The 17,619-nt window shown below is 70.2% G+C and carries 17 protein-coding genes; 16 read left to right on the forward strand and 1 reads right to left on the reverse strand.

The features are described 5' to 3' along the window. Nucleotides 1–155: 155 nt before the first annotated feature. The 4 genes from BLT25_RS01530 to BLT25_RS01545 all read left to right on the forward strand — a co-directional run bounded on the left by BLT25_RS01530 (nt 156) and on the right by BLT25_RS01545 (nt 5,718). The gene (locus BLT25_RS01530) at nt 156–1,445 is read left to right on the forward strand and encodes an ABC transporter substrate-binding protein (protein ID WP_091041217.1); all 1,290 of its coding nucleotides are present in this window, start codon (nt 156–158) and stop codon (nt 1,443–1,445) included. A gap of 138 nt (nt 1,446–1,583) precedes the next feature. Further along, a complete protein-coding gene (locus tag BLT25_RS01535; protein WP_256328401.1) occupies nt 1,584–2,486 on the forward strand; it encodes a carbohydrate ABC transporter permease in 903 nt (300 codons plus the stop codon). After that, on the forward strand, nt 2,486–3,310 hold the full coding sequence (locus BLT25_RS01540; RefSeq protein ID WP_256328402.1) for a carbohydrate ABC transporter permease: 825 nt from the start codon (nt 2,486–2,488) through the stop codon (nt 3,308–3,310). The genes BLT25_RS01535 and BLT25_RS01540 overlap by 1 nt, the downstream gene beginning before the upstream one ends. Before the next feature lie 14 nt (nt 3,311–3,324). After that, nucleotides 3,325–5,718, forward strand: a complete 2,394-nt coding sequence (locus tag BLT25_RS01545) for a beta-xylosidase/alpha-l-arabinosidase (protein ID WP_091041221.1) — start codon at nt 3,325–3,327, stop codon at nt 5,716–5,718. A gap of 64 nt (nt 5,719–5,782) precedes the next feature. Here the strand turns inward: BLT25_RS01545 and BLT25_RS01550 are convergent, their stop codons facing one another. After that, nucleotides 5,783–6,985: an ROK family transcriptional regulator gene (locus tag BLT25_RS01550; RefSeq protein WP_091041223.1), complete on the reverse strand. Its 1,203-nt coding sequence runs from the start codon at nt 6,983–6,985 to the stop codon at nt 5,783–5,785. Between the two features lie 132 nt (nt 6,986–7,117). Here BLT25_RS01550 and xylA point away from each other — a divergent pair, with 132 nt between their 5' ends. From xylA to BLT25_RS01605, 12 genes are all read left to right on the forward strand, one after another. Then, nucleotides 7,118–8,272: a xylose isomerase gene (gene xylA, locus BLT25_RS01555; RefSeq protein ID WP_091041224.1), complete on the forward strand. Its 1,155-nt coding sequence runs from the start codon at nt 7,118–7,120 to the stop codon at nt 8,270–8,272. Between the two features lie 2 nt (nt 8,273–8,274). Further along, on the forward strand, nt 8,275–9,681 hold the full coding sequence (gene xylB, locus BLT25_RS01560) for a xylulokinase (protein WP_091041226.1): 1,407 nt from the start codon (nt 8,275–8,277) through the stop codon (nt 9,679–9,681). A gap of 150 nt (nt 9,682–9,831) precedes the next feature. Continuing rightward, entirely contained in the window at nt 9,832–10,452 is a 621-nt protein-coding gene (gene pgsA, locus BLT25_RS01565) for a phosphatidylinositol phosphate synthase (protein ID WP_091041228.1), read from the forward strand. Beyond that, nucleotides 10,449–11,222, forward strand: a complete 774-nt coding sequence (locus BLT25_RS01570; protein WP_091041229.1) for an inositol monophosphatase family protein — start codon at nt 10,449–10,451, stop codon at nt 11,220–11,222. The genes pgsA and BLT25_RS01570 overlap by 4 nt, the downstream gene beginning before the upstream one ends. A gap of 92 nt (nt 11,223–11,314) precedes the next feature. Beyond that, nucleotides 11,315–12,211 carry a pyridoxal 5'-phosphate synthase lyase subunit PdxS gene (gene pdxS / locus BLT25_RS01575; protein ID WP_091041231.1) on the forward strand — a complete coding sequence of 299 codons (897 nt, stop codon included), beginning with the start codon at nt 11,315–11,317 and terminating at the stop codon, nt 12,209–12,211. Nucleotides 12,212–12,439: 228 nt separating this feature from the next. Next, nucleotides 12,440–12,994, forward strand: coding sequence for an alternate-type signal peptide domain-containing protein (locus BLT25_RS01580; protein ID WP_176883530.1), 555 nt, complete (start codon nt 12,440–12,442; stop codon nt 12,992–12,994). 34 nt (nt 12,995–13,028) lie between these two features. Beyond that, entirely contained in the window at nt 13,029–13,649 is a 621-nt protein-coding gene (locus tag BLT25_RS01585; RefSeq protein WP_091041234.1) for a signal peptidase I, read from the forward strand. Continuing rightward, entirely contained in the window at nt 13,646–14,299 is a 654-nt protein-coding gene (locus BLT25_RS01590) for a hypothetical protein (RefSeq protein WP_091041236.1), read from the forward strand. Before BLT25_RS01585 ends, BLT25_RS01590 begins: the two co-directional genes overlap by 4 nt. After that, the gene (locus BLT25_RS29665) at nt 14,296–14,889 is read left to right on the forward strand and encodes a SipW-dependent-type signal peptide-containing protein (RefSeq protein WP_176883532.1); all 594 of its coding nucleotides are present in this window, start codon (nt 14,296–14,298) and stop codon (nt 14,887–14,889) included. Before BLT25_RS01590 ends, BLT25_RS29665 begins: the two co-directional genes overlap by 4 nt. Next, nucleotides 14,886–15,998 (forward strand): signal peptidase I, encoded by a 1,113-nt coding sequence (locus tag BLT25_RS01595; RefSeq protein WP_176883534.1) that lies wholly within the window; start codon nt 14,886–14,888, stop codon nt 15,996–15,998. The genes BLT25_RS29665 and BLT25_RS01595 overlap by 4 nt, the downstream gene beginning before the upstream one ends. A 42-nt stretch (nt 15,999–16,040) precedes the next feature. Then, nucleotides 16,041–16,619: a pyridoxal 5'-phosphate synthase glutaminase subunit PdxT gene (pdxT, locus tag BLT25_RS01600; RefSeq protein ID WP_091041239.1), complete on the forward strand. Its 579-nt coding sequence runs from the start codon at nt 16,041–16,043 to the stop codon at nt 16,617–16,619. A 103-nt stretch (nt 16,620–16,722) separates the two neighbouring features. Further along, the gene (locus tag BLT25_RS01605; protein WP_091041241.1) at nt 16,723–17,490 is read left to right on the forward strand and encodes a YebC/PmpR family DNA-binding transcriptional regulator; all 768 of its coding nucleotides are present in this window, start codon (nt 16,723–16,725) and stop codon (nt 17,488–17,490) included. Nucleotides 17,491–17,619 lie beyond the last annotated feature (129 nt).

The raw sequence follows: 17,619 nt of genomic DNA on the forward strand, positions 1-17,619 counted from the left end.
CGACACTAGCCCACCTGGGGCATCCGGCAACCATCTACGAAAACGTTATCGACAACGATTGACACGACCGCCCGGTACGCGCCATGCTCGACCCCGACAATGTGGCGGCAGTCACATAACCCACACATCCAGAGCTGTGACGAAGAGGTCCCAAGATGTCGAGGAAGACACAAGCGCTCGCCGCGCTGTGCGCCGGATTGATGATTGCCGCCACCGGTTGTGGCGGCTCGGGCGACTCCGGTGGCGACGACAACACCATCATCTGGTGGCACAACTCCAACAACGACCCCGGCAAGGGGTACTACGAGCAGGTCGCGAAGGACTTCGAGGAGGCCAACCCCAGCGTCGATGTCAAGGTGCAGGCCTTCGCCCACGAGGACATGCTCACCAAGCTCGATGCCGCGTTCCAGAGCGGTGATCCCGAGCAGGTCCCCGACGTCTACATGGAGCGTGGCGGCGGCGAGCTCGCCGACCACGTCGAGGCGGGCCTGACCAAGGACCTGTCCGAGGACGCGGCCGACGAGATCGAGATGATCGGCGGCTCCGTGGCCGGTTGGCAGGTCGACGATAAGACGTACGCTCTGCCGTTCTCGATCGGCGTGGTCGGCTTCTGGTACAACAAGGACCTCTTCGCCGAGGCCGGCATCACCGCCGCGCCGACGACGATGGATGAGTTCGACGACGCCGTCGCGAAGCTCAAGGCCGCGAAGATCCAGCCCGTCTCCGTCGGCGCCAAGGACGCCTGGCCGGCCGCGCACTACTACTACTGGACCGCGGTCCGGGAGTGCTCCGAGGATGTCTTGACAGCAGCCGTCAAGAGCCTCGACTTCTCCGACCCCTGCTTCGCCAAGGCCGGCGACGACGTCGCCGACATCGTCGCGAAGGAGCCGTTCAACAAGGGCTTCCTCTCCACCGGTGCCCAAGAGGGTCCGACCTCGGCCTCCGGCCTCCTTGCGACCGGCAAGGTCGCCATGGAGCTGGCCGGCCACTGGGAGCCGGGAGTGATGCAGGGCATCACCGAGGACAAGAAGGGCCTGGGTGACAAGACCGGCTGGTTCTCGTTCCCGACCATCACCGGTGGCCAGGGCGACCCGGGCGCGCAGATGGGCGGCGGCGACGCCTGGGCCGTCTCCGAGGGTGCTCCGGACGCCTCGGTCGACTTCGTGAAGTACCTGCTCTCCACCGACGTCCAGAAGGGCTTCGCGGAGAACGGCATGGGTCTGCCGACCAACCCGGACGCGGTCGGCTCGCTGACCGACCCGGCGCTGGCCGACCTGATCAAGGTGCGCGACAGCGCGCCCTACGTCCAGCTCTACTTCGACACTGCTTTCGGCCAGTCCGTCGGAGGTGCCATGAACGACGCCATCGTCAACGTGTTCGCGGGCAAGGGCACGGGGGCTGACATCGTGACAGCCACCCAGGAAGCCGCGGACAAGGAAAAGTGAGCTGAGCCTGTGACGTACGACGTGACCGAGGCCGCTCCGGCGGTGTCAGGGCACGCCACATCGGACGCCCGGCGTACAGGTGCTGTACGCCGGGCGCCCGGGGGTTCCGGACCTCGTGGTGATGCCTGGCGCAAGCGCTTGGAGATCCTTGTCTTCGTAACCCCCGCACTCGCGCTCATCGCGCTCTTCGTCGCCTGGCCGATCGTCACCGCGGTGCGCTTCTCGGTCTATGACTGGAAGGGTTTCGGCGACCTGACCGACTTCGTCGGCCTGGAGAACTACGCCGAGGTCCTCGGCGACGAGGTCTTCCGCAGCGCGGTCGGCCACAACATGGTCATCGTGGTGGGCTCGATCCTGCTCCAGCTCCCGCTGGGTGTGGCCATCGCCCTCCTGCTCAACCGCAAGATGCGGGGCCAGGGCCTGCTGCGCACGATCATCTTCGTGCCGTACGTCCTGGCCGAGGTCATCGCCGCGGTCATCTGGCTGCAGCTGCTGCAGCCGCAGTACGGCTTCATCGACGCGCTGACCGCGAGGGTCGGGCTGACCCCGCCCGAGCAGGGTTGGCTCGGCACCCCGGAGTACGCCCTGTGGATCGTGCTCCTGGTGCTGACCTGGAAGTACCTCGGGCTGGCCGTGCTGCTCTTCCTGGCCGGCATGCAGGGCATCTCCGAGGAGCTCTACGAGGCCGCCCAGCTCGACGGCGCCTCCTGGTGGCAGACGCAGCGGCGGATCACGATCCCTCTGCTCGGCCCCACCATGCGTACCTGGGCCTTCTTGTCGATGATCGGCTCGATCCAGTGCTTCGACATGATCTGGGTCCTCACCCAGGGCGGTCCGGCGGACGCGACGGCGACGATGTCGACGTACCTCATCGACGAAGGCACCAAGCGGCACAACTACGGCATCGCCGGCGCCGCCTCGGTGATCCTCTTCGTGGTCGCCTTCGCGATGGCCCTCGCCTACCAGGTCCTCATCCTGCGTCGCGACGTCACCGACGACGCTCCCGCCAAGCAGCACCGTACGAAGCGAAAGGCGGCATGATGACCAGAGCCATCCGCGGCAACCTCTGGGTCTACCTGCTCGCGCTCGTCGTGGTCGCGATCACCATCGGCCCGGTCCTCTACGGCGCGATGGGCGGCTTCCGCACCAACGCCCAGCTCGCCGACAAGCCGGCCGGGCTGCCCGACCCATGGGTGTGGACGAACTACGCCGGCGTGCTGAGCAACCCCTCGTTCTGGCAGTACGCACTCAACTCGACGATGATCGCGATCATCACCACGGTGGTGACCGTCGTGTTCGGGCTGATGGCGGCGTACCCGTTGGCTCGCTACCAGTTCCGGGGGCGCGAGGCGCTGTTCATGGTCTTCGTGCTCGGCCTGCTCTTCCCGGCGGCCGTGGCGATCATCCCGCTGTTCATCATCATCACCCGCAACCTGCAGATGGCGAACACCTGGTGGGGCGTGGCCCTGCCGCAGGCCGCGTTCGCGCTGCCGATGACGGTGGTCATCCTGCGGCCGTTCCTGATGGCACTGCCCAAGGAGCTCGAGGAGGCGGCGCTGATGGACGGCGCCAGCCGGATCGGCATCTTCTGGCGGGTCCTGATGCCGCTCTCGGTGCCGGGCATGATCACCGTCGGCGTGCTGGCCTTCGTGACTTCCTGGAACGCCTACCTGCTGCCGCTGCTGCTCCTCCAGGACAAGATGCGCACCCTCCCGCTCGGCGTCGCCGACTTCTCGACCGAGCACTCCGCCGACACCGCTGGTGTCCTCGCGTTCACCACGCTCGCGATGATCCCCGCCCTCGTGCTCTTCCTCGCCTTCCAGCGCCGGCTCGTCAGCGGCCTGCAGGGTGCGGTCAAGGGCTAGAACGGAACCTTCCTGTGACTCACTCAGCACCCCTTCCCGCCTGGCCGCGGGTCTCCGAGCGCGTGCGCGATCTGCACGCCCGGATGAGCCTGGAGGAGAAGCTCGCCCAGATCGTGGGCTACTGGCTCGACCGCGGCGGCGACGTCGTCGCGCCGATGGCCAACGAGATGGACGCGGGCGACGGCCGGCGACTCCCCGAGATCACCGCCCACGGGCTCGGCCACTACAGCCGGGTGTACGGCACCCGGCCCGTCGACCCCGCCGAGCGCGCCGCGTGGTTGTGGGCCGAGCAGAGACGCCTGGTCTCGCAGACCCGACTTGGGATCCCGGCTCTGGTCCACGAGGAGTGCCTCACCGGACTGGCGACCTGGCAGGCGGCGACCTTCCCCACGCCGCTGGCCTGGGGCGCCTCCTTCGACCCCGAGGGCGTCGAGGAGATGGCCCGGACGATCGGCGCCGACATGCGTGCGCTCGGGGTGCACCAGGGGCTCGCCCCGGTGCTCGACGTGATCCGCGACGCGCGCTGGGGCCGGTGCGAGGAGGCCATCGGCGAGGATCCCTATCTCGTCGGGACGGTCGCCACTGCGTACGTCCTGGGGCTTCAGTCCGCCGGCGTGCACGCCACGCTGAAGCACTTCGTCGCCTACTCGGGCTCGCGCGCCGGCCGCAACCACGCGCCCGTCTCCGCGGGGCCGCGCGAGATCGCCGACATCTATCTGCCGCCCTTCGAGATGGCGCTGCTCGACGGTGGTGCGAGGTCGGTGATGGCGGCGTACAACGACATCGACGGGGTGCCGCAGCACTCCTCGGTCGAGCACCTCACCACGCTGCTGCGCGAGACCTGGGGCTTCGACGGGGTCGTGGTCGCCGACTACTTCGGGGTCGCGTTCCTGGCGGTGATGCACACGATCGCCGCCGACCGCGGACGGGCCGCCGCGGTCGCCCTCGAGGCCGGTGTCGACATCGAGCTGCCGACCGGCGACGCCTACCTCGAGCCGCTCGCGGCGCTGATCCGCTCCGGTGAGGTCTCCGAGTCGATCGTCGACCGGGCGGTGTTGCGGGCGTTGACGCAGAAGGAGGAGCTCGGCCTGCTCGAGGAGTCCTTCGCGGGCACGCTGGAGGAGGGTGCTCCGGAAACCGTCGACCTGGACTCGCGGGCACACCGCTCCTTGGCTCGGAGGCTGGCCGAGGAGTCGGTCGTGCTGCTCGGCAACGACGGTGTGCTTCCGCTCGAAGGCGGCCTCGGCAAGGTGGCGATCATCGGCCCGAACGCCGACCGCCCCGAGGCGCTGATGGGCTGCTACTCCTTCGTCAACCATGTGATGGCGAGCTATCCCGACCAGCCGCTGGGCATCGAGCTGCCGACGATCGCCGAGGCGATCCGGGCCGAGCTCGGCGCCTCCTCGTACGAGGTGGTGGCCGGGTGCGAGGTCGAGGGCACGGACCGCTCCGGTTTCCCGGCGGCGGTCTCGGCGGCCGAGGGCGCTGACGTGGCGATCCTCGTCGTAGGCGACCAGGCCGGGCTCTTCGGCCGTGGCACGGTCGGGGAGGGCAACGACTCCGAGTCGCTCGACCTTCCCGGGGTCCAGCGCGAGCTGGTCGACGCGGTCGTCGCGACGGGGACGCCGGTCGTGCTCGTGGTCGTCACCGGCAGGCCGTACGCCCTGGGCTGGGCGCTCGACGACGCGACCCGTCCGGCCGCGGTGCTGCAGGCGTTCTTCCCCGGCGAGGAGGGCGGACCGGCCCTGGCGCGCGTCATCTCCGGCGCGGTCAACCCCTCGGGCCGGCTCCCGGTCTCGCTGCCGCGGGTCTCCGGGACCCAGCCCTACAGCTACCTTCAACCGCTGCTGGGTGGTCCCTCCGAGGTCACCAGCACCGACCCGACGCCGGCGCGCCCGTTCGGCTTCGGGCTCTCCTACACCACCTTCGGCTACAGCGGGCTCTCCGCGGATCGCTCCGTCGCTGCCGGTGGCACCTTCGGGGTCGAGGTGACCGTGACCAACCTCGGTGATGTCGCGGGTGTGGACGTGGTTCAGCTCTACGGCCGCGATCTGCTGGCCTCGGTCGTGAGGCCGGTCTCGCAGCTGCTCGGCTACCAGCGGGTCGCGTTGGGGCCCGGCGAGTCGGCGACGGTGCTCTTCGAGGTGCCCACGACGCGGCTGGCCTTCACCGACCGCAGCCTCACCCGCATCGTCGAGCCCGGCGACGTCGAGGTCTGGGTGGCCGCCTCGGCCGGGGAGAAGGTCGCCACCGCGGTCGCCGAGGGCATCGCCGAGCTCTCCGGCGTCGACGCCGCCTCGGCCGCCGGCGAGTCCGGCAGCGACAAGGCGCTGGTCACCATCACCGGCGAGGTCCACCGCGTCAGCACCGCCGACCCCCGGATCACGACGGCGACGGTCTCACGCTAGGTGGCGCTCGGGAAGTCCCGTCGAGTCGGCTCGTCATGACGAGCCGACTCGGCAGGGTTGACGGTCAGGATGAGCCGACTCGGCGGGCGGTGTTCCGGGCGAGGTACGCCGCGGGGTCACCGATGACGCGGCGTACGACCGTCCCGGCCGCTCCGCGCACGGCCGCGTCGCTGCCGAGTCCGGAGACCATCAGCGGCGGCGGCTCGGTGGCGCCGGTGTGATGGCTGATCGAGGCCGAGGTGGCCGCGGAGAGCCACGGTGCGAGCGTGGCGAACGCGCCCCCGAGCACGACAGCGGCCGGGTCGAGGAGGGTGAGGACCGAGGCGAGCGCGATCCCGAGGTAACGGCCCGCGTCGGCGACGGCGTCGAGCGCGGCCTGGTCGCCCGCCTCGCAGGCCCGGGTGAGGTCGGCCATGGTCTCCACCCCCGCCCGGGCGAGGATCTCCTGCTGTCCCGCCATCCGTTCCAGGCAGCCGTGGCCACCGCAGGCGCACCGCGGACCGTCGGGGGCGACCACGACGTGGCCCAGCTCGCCGGCGCCGGCGTGTGCGCCGCGGAAGACCTGGCCGTCGATCACGATGCCGCCGCCGATGCCGATCTCGCCGGAGACGTGCACGAAGTCGCGCAGAGGGGTGCCGTCCTGCTCGTGGCCGCCGAACCACATCTCGCCGAGCGCGGCGACGTTGGCCTCGTTCTCGAGGTCGACCTCGAGCCCGGTGTCCTCCTGGATCGCGGCGGCGAGCTCGACCTGGGTCCAGCCCAGGTTGGGAGTGCGTACGACGGTGCCGTCGACGGTCAGGCCGGGCACCGCCACACAGGCCGCGGCCAGGGGGAGACCCTGGGAGGCCGCGCTGCGGGTGGCCGTGCGGGCGACCTCCAAGACGTCGGCGACCACCTCGGCGACCTCGCGACCGCGGTTGTCGCGGCGTACGACATGGTGGTAGCGCGGCGCCCCGGACAGGTCGGTCACCACGGCGGCCAGGTAGTCGACGTTGATCTCCAGGCCGAGCCCGGCCGCGCCGTCCGGGGCGAGGGTGAGTGCCGTGGCGGGGCGGCCACGCTCGACCGCCGCCGGGGCGCTCTCCTCGAGCAGGCCGGCGTGGATCAGGTCGGTCACCAGACCGGATACCGACGACTTGGTCAGGCCGGTGTGGGCGGCGACCCGGGCGCGGGAGGCGGGGCCGGTGCGAGCGACCTCACCGAGCACGAGCGAGAGGTTGCTCGCCCGCATCCCGGCATGTTGCGCAGGCTCTGAGCGAGGGTTCATGCAGGGATTAGACCAAGTCATGAACTTGAGGTCAAGGAGGCGTTCTCTCGCGTCATCTGGTTGACAATGTGACGTGGGTCGCGTTGGATAGTGCGAGATAGTCCAAGTCGTGAACTAAGTAAGGAACCTGCTATGACGGCGTACACCCCCACCCCGGAAGACAAGTTCACCTTCGGCCTGTGGACCGTCGGCTGGCAGGGCGTCGACGTCTTCGGTGGCCCGACCCGGCCGCAGATGGACATCGCACACTCGGTGGAGAAGCTCGCCGAGATCGGCGCGTACGGCATCACCTTCCACGACAACGACGTCTTCGAGTTCGACGCGACCGACGCCGAGCGTCAGGCTCAGATCGACAAGCTCAAGGGCGCGCTCGAGGAGACCGGCCTCAAGGTCCCGATGGCGACCACCAACCTGTTCAGCCACTCCGTCTTCAAGGACGGCGGCTTCACCTCCAACGACCGCGACATCCGTCGCTTCGCGATCGCCAAGACCGCCAGGAACATCGACCTGGCCGCCGAGCTCGGGGCGACGACGTACGTCATGTGGGGTGGCCGCGAAGGCGCCGAGTCGCATGCCGCCAAGGACATCGCGCACGCGCTCGACCGCTACCGCGAGGCCGTCAACCTGCTGGGCGACTACGTGACCGAGAAGGGCTACGACATCCGCTTCGCCATCGAGCCGAAGCCGAACGAGCCCCGTGGTGACATCCTGCTGCCGACCATCGGCCACGCCATCGCCTTCATCAACTCCCTCGACCGGCCCGAGCTGGTCGGTCTCAACCCGGAGGTCGGTCACGAGGAGATGGCGGGCGTCAACTTCGCCGCGGGCATCGCGCAGGCGCTGTGGCACGGCAAGCTCTTCCACATCGACCTCAACGGTCAGCACGGCCCGCGCTTCGACCAGGACCTGCGCTTCGGCGCCGGCAACCTGCGCGGTGCGTTCAACGTCGTCGACCTGCTCGAGAGCAAGGGCTACGACGGCCCGCGCCACTTCGACTTCAAGCCGCCGCGCACCGAGGACGAGGCCGGCGTGTGGGCCTCGGCCGCCGGCTGCATGAAGAACTACCTCGTGCTCAAGGAGCGGGCGCTCGCCTTCCGGGCCGACCCGGAGGTGCAGGCCGCACTCGCCGCGTCCCAGCTCGACGAGCTCGCCCAGCCCACGCTCGCCGCGGGGGAGACCCTCGACGACCTGCGCGACGCGTCCTACGACATCGACAAGCTCGACCACGGCTTCGGCTTCGAGCACCTCGACCAGCTCGCGATGGACCACCTCCTCGGTCTCCGTTGAGCATGGCGCTCGTAGCCGGGGTCGACTCCTCGACCCAGTCCTGCAAGGTCGTCATCCGCGACGTCTCGACCGGAGAGCTCGTCCGCTCGGGTTCGGCCAAGCACCCCGAGGGCACCGAGGTCCACCCCGACCACTGGTGGACCGCGCTCGGCGAGGCGGTCGCGGCGGCCGGAGGTCTCGACGACGTCGAGGCCATCGCCGTCGGCGGCCAGCAGCACGGGATGGTCACGCTCGACGCGTCCGGAGAGGTCGTACGTCCCGCGCTGCTGTGGAACGACACCCGCTCCGCGCCCGCGGCCGACGCCCTCAACGCCGAGCTCGGTGCGGAGCGGTGGGCGGCCCAGACGGGTTCGGTGCTGGTGGCCTCCTTCACCATCACCAAGCTGCGCTGGCTGGCCGAGAACGAGCCCGAGCTGGCCGCGAAGGTGGCCGGCGTCTGCCTGCCGCACGACTGGCTGACCTGGAAGCTCTCCGGGGCCGCCGGCCTGGACACGCTCACGACCGACCGGTCCGATGCGTCGGGCACGGGCTACTGGGCCACGCCGTCGGGGGACTATCGGCGCGACCTGCTCGAGCGAGCCTTCGGCCGCGGCGACCTCGCCCTTCCGTGGGTGCTCGGTCCGGCAGAGTCGGCGGGCCGTACGTCCTCGGCTCTCTCCACCGGTGCCCTGCTGGGCGCCGGCGCGGGAGACAACGCCGCCTCGGCCCTCGGTCTGGGCGCTGTGCTCGGTGATGTGGTGGTCTCGATCGGCACCTCGGGCGTGGCCTGTGCGGTCGCGGAGGCACCGACGGCAGAGACGACGGGCACGGTGGCGGGCTTCGCCGACGCGACCGGCCGCTACCTGCCCCTGGTCTGCACCCTCAATGCCGCCCGCGTGCTCTCGTCGACGGCCTCCCTGCTGGGCGTGTCCCTCGAGGAGCTCTCCGACCTCGCGCTCTCGGCGCCCTCGGGCTCCGACGGCCTCGTGCTGGTGCCCTACCTGGAGGGTGAGCGCACCCCCAACCGGCCCGACGCGAAGGGCGCCCTGCACGGCCTCACCCTCGCCACCGCCACCCCGGCGCACCTGGCCCGGGCAGCGGTCGAGGGTCTGCTGTGCGGCCTCGCCGACGCCATCGACGCGCTCGTCGAGCAGGGCGCCGAGGTACGCCGCGTGCTGCTCGTCGGCGGCGGCGCCAGATCCGAGGCCGTCCGCCGGATCGCACCCGTCGTCTTCGGCCGTCCGGTGGTCGTACCCGAGCCGGGGGAGTACGTCGCCGACGGCGCCGCCCGCCAGGCCGCCTGGGTCCTCACCGGCGGCGAGGAGCCGCCGGCCTGGGAGCTCGCCGGCACCGAGACCTACGAGGCCGACCCCGATCCCGCCGTCCGCTCCCGCTATGCCGAGGTCCGCGACCTGACCGAAGGAACCTAGCTCCGCTGGTCGAGCCGCCGGAGCCGCTGGGCGAAGGCGTGTCGAGACCAACACAGTCGGATGGAGCGCCGAGACGACCGTGTTGGTTTCGACACGCTCGCTGCGCTCGTGGCTCAACCAGCGCCTACTTCGGATAGCGTGAGCGACGCCATGTTGGATCACATCAAAGGCTTCGTTCAGGGAGTCGTCCTCGCGCCCATCGTCCGGTTGTTCGTGGCGCTGAAGATCAGCCCCGACGTCGTGACGCTCGTCGGCACCATCGGAGTAGCGGTCGGAGCGCTGGCGTTCTACCCGCGCGGCGAGCTGCTGGCCGGCACGATCTTCATCACCTGCTTCGTCTTCAGCGACCTGATCGACGGAGCGATGGCGCGCTCTGTCGGACGCACCTCGAAGTTCGGTGCCTTCTGGGACTCCACCCTCGACCGGATCGGCGACGGCGCGGTCTTCGGTGGCCTGGCGCTCTACTTCGCCGGCCCGGGCGACTCCGACCTCTATCTCGCGCTGACCCTGTGGTGCGTGGTGATGGGCGCGGTCACCTCCTACGCCCGCGCCCGCGCCGAGTCGCTGGGCTTCACCGCCAACGTCGGCATCGCCGAGCGCGCCGACCGCCTCGTCCTGGTTCTGGTGCTGACCGGCTTCGCCGGCATCTTCGACCTCGACCTGCTGATCTACATCGCGCTGTGGATCCTCGCCGTCGCCTCGACCGTCACCGTCGGCCAGCGCGTCTGGACGGTCCGCAAGCAGGCCATCGCCGAGGAGGCGTCGGCGTGACCGCGCCGACCGAACACGACGTACGCCTGGCGACCGAGCTCGTCCGCGGCGCCGGCTCGCTCGCCGCGAAGATGCGCAGCGAGGGCATCGGCGACTCGATCGAGACCAAGACCTCGGTCTCCGACCTGGTCACCGCCGCCGACAAGGCCGCCGAGACGGCGATCGTGGAGCGCCTCACCGCCGAGCATCCCGGCGACGGCATCCTCGGCGAGGAGGGCTCGGCCCGCGAGTCGACCACCGGCCGGGTGTGGACCATCGACCCCGTCGACGGCACCTACAACTTCGTACGCGGCCTCGACTGGTGGTGCTCGGCGCTCGCCCTGACCGACGAGCACGACATCGTCCTGGGGGCGGTCTACTCACCGGCCGAGGACGCCGTCTACGTCGGCGGCCCCGAGCTGCCCACCACCCGCAACGGCGTCCGGCTCGACGCGATGCCCGACGCCCCTCTCGCCCACGCCTGCCTGACCACCTACCTGCACCCCTCGAAGCTGAAGCACCCGGTCGGCGAGGCCTACGTCCGCGTCGCCAGCCAGGCCGCCTCGATCCGGATCCTCGGCTCCGGGTCGATGGACCTCACCGCGATCGCCCAGGGCAGGCTCCACCTCTTCTGCCAGCACTCCGTCCCAGACTGGGACCGGCTACCCGGTGCCGGGCTCGTCCTCGGCGCCGGCGGCACCACGGCCCAGGTCGAGGCCGGGGGAGTCCTCTGGTCGCTCGCCGGCGCCCCGACCGCGGTGGCCGAGGCGGTCGACGCACTGGCCTCCTAGCACTGGCCTCCTAGCAGTCCACTTCGGGAACAGTGGCCTGAGCAGGGCTTTCCGAGGGTGGCGTACGTCCTGCCCCGACTTACGATCGCTCCATGGCAACAAGCACGAATGAGACGGGAACCTCGCGGGTCAAGCGCGGGATGGCGGAGATGCTCAAGGGCGGCGTGATCATGGACGTGGTCACCCCCGAGCAGGCGAAGATCGCCGAGGACGCCGGGGCGGTGGCGGTGATGGCGCTCGAGCGCGTCCCGGCCGACATCCGCGCCCAGGGCGGCGTGAGCCGCATGTCCGACCCCGACATGATCGACGGCATCATCGAGGCCGTCTCCATCCCCGTCATGGCCAAGGCCCGCATCGGCCACTTCGCCGAGGCGCAGGTGCTGCAGTCCCTGGGGGTCGACTACATCGACGAGTCCGAGGTGCTGACCCCGGCCGACTACGAGAACCACATCGACAAGTGGGCCTTCACGGTGCCGTTCGTGTGCGGCGCGACCAACCTCGGCGAGGCGCTGCGCCGCATCACCGAGGGCGCGGCGATGATCCGCTCCAAGGGCGAGGCCGGCACCGGCGACGTGTCCAACGCGGTCACCCACATGCGTACGATCCGCCGCGAGATCCGGCGTCTCGGCGCCCTCGCCGACGACGAGCTCTACGTGGCGGCCAAGGAGCTCCAGGCCCCCTACGAGCTGGTCAAGGAGGTTGCCACCAACGGCAAGCTCCCGGTCGTCCTGTTCACCGCCGGCGGCATCGCGACCCCGGCCGACGCGGCGATGATGATGCAGCTCGGCGCCGAGGGCGTCTTCGTCGGCTCCGGCATCTTCAAGTCCGGCAACCCGGCCCAGCGCGCCGAGGCGATCGTGAAGGCGACGACCTTCCACGACGACCCCGACGTCGTCGCCAAGGTCTCCCGCGGCCTGGGTGAGGCGATGGTCGGCATCAACGTCGACGAGCCGGCCCGTTCGATCCAGTTCGCGGAGCGCGGCTGGTAGGTCGCGACCGACGTCGTACAGAAGCGGCTGCGCATCCCCTCGGTGGGGTGCGCAGCCGCTTCGCATGTGAGAGGAAATAGATCCGAAATGCACTGAACTGCCATAAAACTGACCAACGGATTGAAATAAAGTAGTTATGGGTTTCCTATGTGAAAACGTCCCCAAGTAATGGATCTTGGATCCATACATATGGGGGCACCGCGTCCCTGTGGAGATGGGGACGAAGTCATGAAGAAGTCGACGAAGGGTGCAGTCGCCGCCGCGGCCGCTGCGGTCCTGCTTCTCGGTGGTGCCGGGACGCTCGCCTACTGGACCGATGAGGGCACCGCCTCGGGCGGAACGCTCACCACCGGCAACATGGCATTGAGTGACGGCACGTGCGAGGCGGGGTGGACCTACCCGGACGGCTCCGCGGTCGCGACGATCGTGCCGGGCGACTCGATCACCAAGTCCTGCTCGTTCGAGGTGACCGGAGCCGGTGATCACCTCACCGCCACCGTGTCGGCCCCTGGCGAGGTCACCTACACCACCGACCGGGCCACGACGACCATGCAGCTCACCGCAACCGCGGACTACGAGCTCGGCGGCGAGCCGGTGGGCGACGGCGACTCGTTCGCTATCGACGGCCCGACCACGCTGGTCGCCCAGGTCGAGGTGGTCTTCCCGTACGGGGACGCGACCACGATCAACGCCAACGACACCCAGGACATCACCGCGACCCTGGACGCGATCACGATCACGCTGACCCAGGACCAGAGCTCGGGCCAGAACCCGAACCCCTGATCCGCGTGTCAGCCACAACCGTGAGCCGGCGTCCATGACGGGCGCAGGCACGGTGTCGACCCGGCGGCCCTCGTCATCGGGTGAGCGACGCCTGCCCGTCCCCGGGCCCCGAGCCCTGCTCGGGTTCGTCGGGCAGTTCGTGGTCTGGTTCGTGATCATCGCCGCCGGAGCCGTGATCGTCCTCGGTGTCGCCGCGCCGCGGATCGTCGGAGGAGAGGCGTTCACGGTGCTCAGCGGCTCGATGCGGCCCGGGATGCCACCAGGGTCCCTGGTGGTCGTACGTCCGGTCGACCCGGCCACCCTCCGGATCGGCGACGTGATCACCTTCCAGCTGAGGTCGGGGGAGCCGGCGGTCGCGACGCACCGCATCACCGGCATCGGCACCGACACCACGGGCGAACGCGTCTTCACCACCCGCGGTGACGCCAACGACGCCGACGACGTGAAGCCGGTGCGGATGGTGCAGGTGCGCGGCGAGCGCTGGTACTGGCTGCCCTACGTCGGCCATCTCAACTCGCTGCTGACCGGTGAGCAGCGAGCCATCACCAGGCTCGTCGGCGCCGGGCTGCTCGGTGGCTACGCGCTGGTGATGTTCGGTGGCTCCATCCGTGACCGCCGCCGGGAGCGGGCCGGGGAAGCGGCGGCGAAGCCATGACGGCCGTACGCCTCCTGCTCGCGCTCCTGGTGATCTCGACCCTTGCCGCGGCCGCGCCGTCGGCGGCCGCGACCGAGCCTGTGCAGCTGAGCAACGACGGCCGCACCTGGGCCGCGGACCTGCCCGAGCCGCTGTTCGATCCGGAGACGCGCTGGGTGCCCGGCGACTCACGGGCGGCGACGTTCTGGGTGCGCGACGCCGGGGAGAGCCGCGGTGCGCTCTCGGTGAGCGCCGACATCCGCGACACCGACCGCCTGGTGGCCGAGGGTGCGATGAACCTGCGGCTGCGCCGCGGATCGGGCGAATGGCAGGAGGTGCGGCCGGGCTCCAGCATCTCGCTGGGCCGGCTGGAGCGGGGCGGTCGGGAACGGATCGGTGTGGTCGCGACGTACGCGCCGGGCTCGGGCAACGACACGATGGACTCCGCGTTCACCTTCAGTCTCGACGTACGTCTGACCGGGGACGACGCCACTGGTGACGACGGGACCGGGCCCGTCGGTGACGTGCCCGAGGCCCAGGCTCCGGCCGGCGGTGGCCTGCTGCCCGACACCGGCAGCCCGGTGAGGTGGTGGCTGATCGCCCTGGCCTCACTCTCGATCGGCGGGGGCACGGCCCTCGTCCTGCGCAGCAAGCGAAAGGGAAGACCATGACCAGTCCGCGACGGCGCCTGGGCGCCGCGTTCAAGAGGGCGGTGAGGTCCGCGCGGGTACGCGCGCTGCTCGCTCTCGGAGCGGTCGTCTCGATCGGTGCGACCGGGACGCTGGCCTATTGGACCGACACGGTCGAGGTCAGCGGCGCGACCCTGACCACGGGCACGCTCGACCTCCAGGTCAACGGTGCCGACCCCTACACCGGTTTCACGGCGCTGAGCCTCACCGGCATGTACCCGGGCACGTCCTCGGCGGGCATCCTGACCGTGCAGAACGTCGGGTCCATCCCGCTGAGCTACACGATGACGAGCGGATCCTCGACCACCACGCTGTCCCCGCTGACCCTCAAGGTCACCGCCGACACGAGCGTGACCAACGACGGCACGCTGAACCAGACCTGTCCGGGCACGGCGCTCGCCGGCACCGGCGGCCCACTGCCGCCCTCCGGCATCGCGACCGCGCGTACGCTCCAGCCCGGCACGTCACAGACCCTCTGCCTGCAGGTGACGCTCGGCACCGACTCTCCCGACACCGCCCAGGGCCGCTCGAGCAACATCACCTTCACGCTCACCGGGACCCAGCTCCCGTGACGGGTCTTCGGCGCCTCGTCACCGTCACTACCCGGCGGGCGGGCGATCTCGCGCTCACCCTGGCCGCGGTGGCCGGTGTGGTGTGCCTGCTGACGCTGCTCGCGGGGGTCGTGTTCGACGTACGGCCGCTCGTCTTCCGGTCCGGATCGATGTCGCCGGCGATCCCCACCGGCTCCCTGGCGCTGGCGGTGCCGGTCGACCACCGCGAGATCGCGGTGGGTGATGTGATCTCGGTGCCGTACGAACGTACGCGGGTCACCCACCGGGTCGTCTCGATCGACCACACCGAGGCGAGCTCCCTGCTGCGGATGCAGGGTGACGCCAACGACGCCGCCGACCTGCGTCCCTACCAGGTGACCGCCGCCGACCGGGTCGTCTACTCGGTACCCCATCTCGGCGCGGTGATCGCCTGGCTCTCGCATCCGCCGGGGATCTTCGTGCTCGCCGGCTACGCAGCGCTGCTGCTCACGATCCTGATGCGCCGCCGGGCGAACCCGTCCGCTCCGAGCGCCCCCGCCGTCCCCGAGCCGCCAGAACCTCCGCGACCCCGCCGGAGAGGGCGGCTCGCGTTCGCTGTCCTCGTGCTCGCGTTCCTGATCGGCACGGCGATGCCGCCGACCTGGGCGGCGTGGGCGGACCCGGTCGTGGTCACGGGCGGCACGCTCGGCACGACCAGCCTGGTCTCGCCGACCGCGACGCCGTCCTCCGGCGGAGGCAACGGCACCGGGACCGGCAACTGCCAGGCGCAGAACCAGGCGCTCGGCAGCACGATCACGCTGCGGTGGGAGGGAGTCGTACCGGCCTCCGCGCCGCCGCTGGCGAGCTACGACTACCAGCTGCAGTTCTTCAACCGGGACACCAACCAGAACCAGGGTGCCGCCCTGACCGTCGCCCATTCCGGGGCCGCCGGTTCGAGGCAGGCCTACCAGCAGAACGCGACGACGCTGGGCAACCTGATCGGCCTCAACCTGCTCTCCAACACCCGGCTGCAGGTGCGGGTGCGCTCCCACCTCACCGGGACCGGCTGGTACGGCGCGACGACCGTCCAGGTGAACTTCTCCAGCAGTGCCGTGCTCGCCTTCGCCTCCTTCGAGTGCAACACCGCCTGAGCCGAGTTCCGCGCGGCGGTCGCCGCGAACTACGCTTCCGAGGTGACTGCACCGACCATCGGCGTACTCGCTCTCCAAGGCGATGTCCGCGAGCACCTGGCCACGTTGACCCGGCTGGGGGTCAAGACCCTTCCCGTACGCCGCCAGGCCGAGCTGGACACCTGTGACGGGCTCGTCCTCCCCGGTGGGGAGTCGACCACGATGTGGCGTCTGGCCAGGACCTTCGAGCTGCTCGAGCCGCTGCGGGCACGGGTCGCGGACAAGATGCCGGTCTTCGGTACGTGTGCCGGGATGGTGCTGCTCGCCGAGCGCCTGCTCGACGGTGCCGAGGGCCAGGAGACGATCGGCGGCCTGGACATCACGGTGCGGCGCAACGCGTTCGGCCGCCAGACGGAGTCCTTCGAGACCGACCTGAGCGTGGCCGGGGTGGAGGACACGGTCCGGGCGGTCTTCATCCGGGCTCCCTGGGTCGAGGCGACCGGCACGGAGGTGGAGGTCCTGGCGAGCGTGTCGGGTCACCCCGTCGCCGTACGCCACGGGCACCTGCTGGCGACCTCCTTCCACCCCGAGGTCAACGGTGAGGACCGGCTGCACCGGCTCTTCCTCGACACCTGCTGGTGACCGTGACCGGGGCCACGTAGTTAGAATGGGTGTCTGCTGCCCTGTGGCGACTCCGGAGGCGGCTCGACAAGCACAGCGACGCGGGGCAAAGGACGGTTTTCAGATGAGCGGCCACTCCAAGTGGGCAACGACCAAGCACAAGAAGGCGGCGATCGACGCCAAGCGCGGCAAGCTCTTCGCCAAGCTCATCAAGACGATCGAGATCGCGGCCAAGACCGGCGGTCCCGATCCCTCGGGCAACCCGACGCTCTACGACGCGATCCAGAAGGCCAAGAAGCAGTCGGTCCCCAACGACAACATCGACCGCGCGGTCAAGCGCGGTGGCGGGCTCGACGGCGGCGGCGTCAGCTACGACACGATCATGTACGAGGTCTACGGCCCCCAGGGCGTCGCGCTCCTCATCGAGTGTCTGACCGACAACCGCAACCGGGCGGCCATGGAGGTCCGCACCGCGGTGACTCGCAACGGCGGCACCATGGCCGACCCGGGCTCGGTCTCGCGCCTCTTCGACCGTAAGGGCGTCGTCGTGGTGGCCAAGGCGCAGGAGGGCAAGGAGGTCTCCGAGGACGACCTGCTCGAGGCCACCCTCGACGCCGGCGCCGAGGACGTCAACGACCTCGGTGAGACCTTCGAGGTCGTCTCCGACCCCTCCGACGTCGTCGCGGTCCGCACCGCGCTGCAGGAGGCCGGCATCGACTACGACTCCGCCGAGGTCCAGTTCGTCGCGAGCATGGACATCCCGGTCGCCGACGCGCCGTCGGCCGAGAAGGTCTTCAGGCTCATCGACGCCGTCGACGACCTCGACGACGTGCAGAACGTCTTCTCCAACGCCGACATCCCCGACGAGGTCATGGAGACCGTCGACGCCTGAGCACCCCGCTGGTCGAGCCGGATTCGTGAGGAACGAGCGAATCCGTGTCGAGACCAACACGGTCCGGTCGAGCGCGACAGGGGACTGTGTTGGTCTCGACACGCCTCCGCCCAGAGGCTCCGGCGGCTC

This window comes from Nocardioides sp. YR527, assembly GCF_900101045.1.
Taxonomy (GTDB): Bacteria; Actinomycetota; Actinomycetes; order Propionibacteriales; family Nocardioidaceae; genus Nocardioides.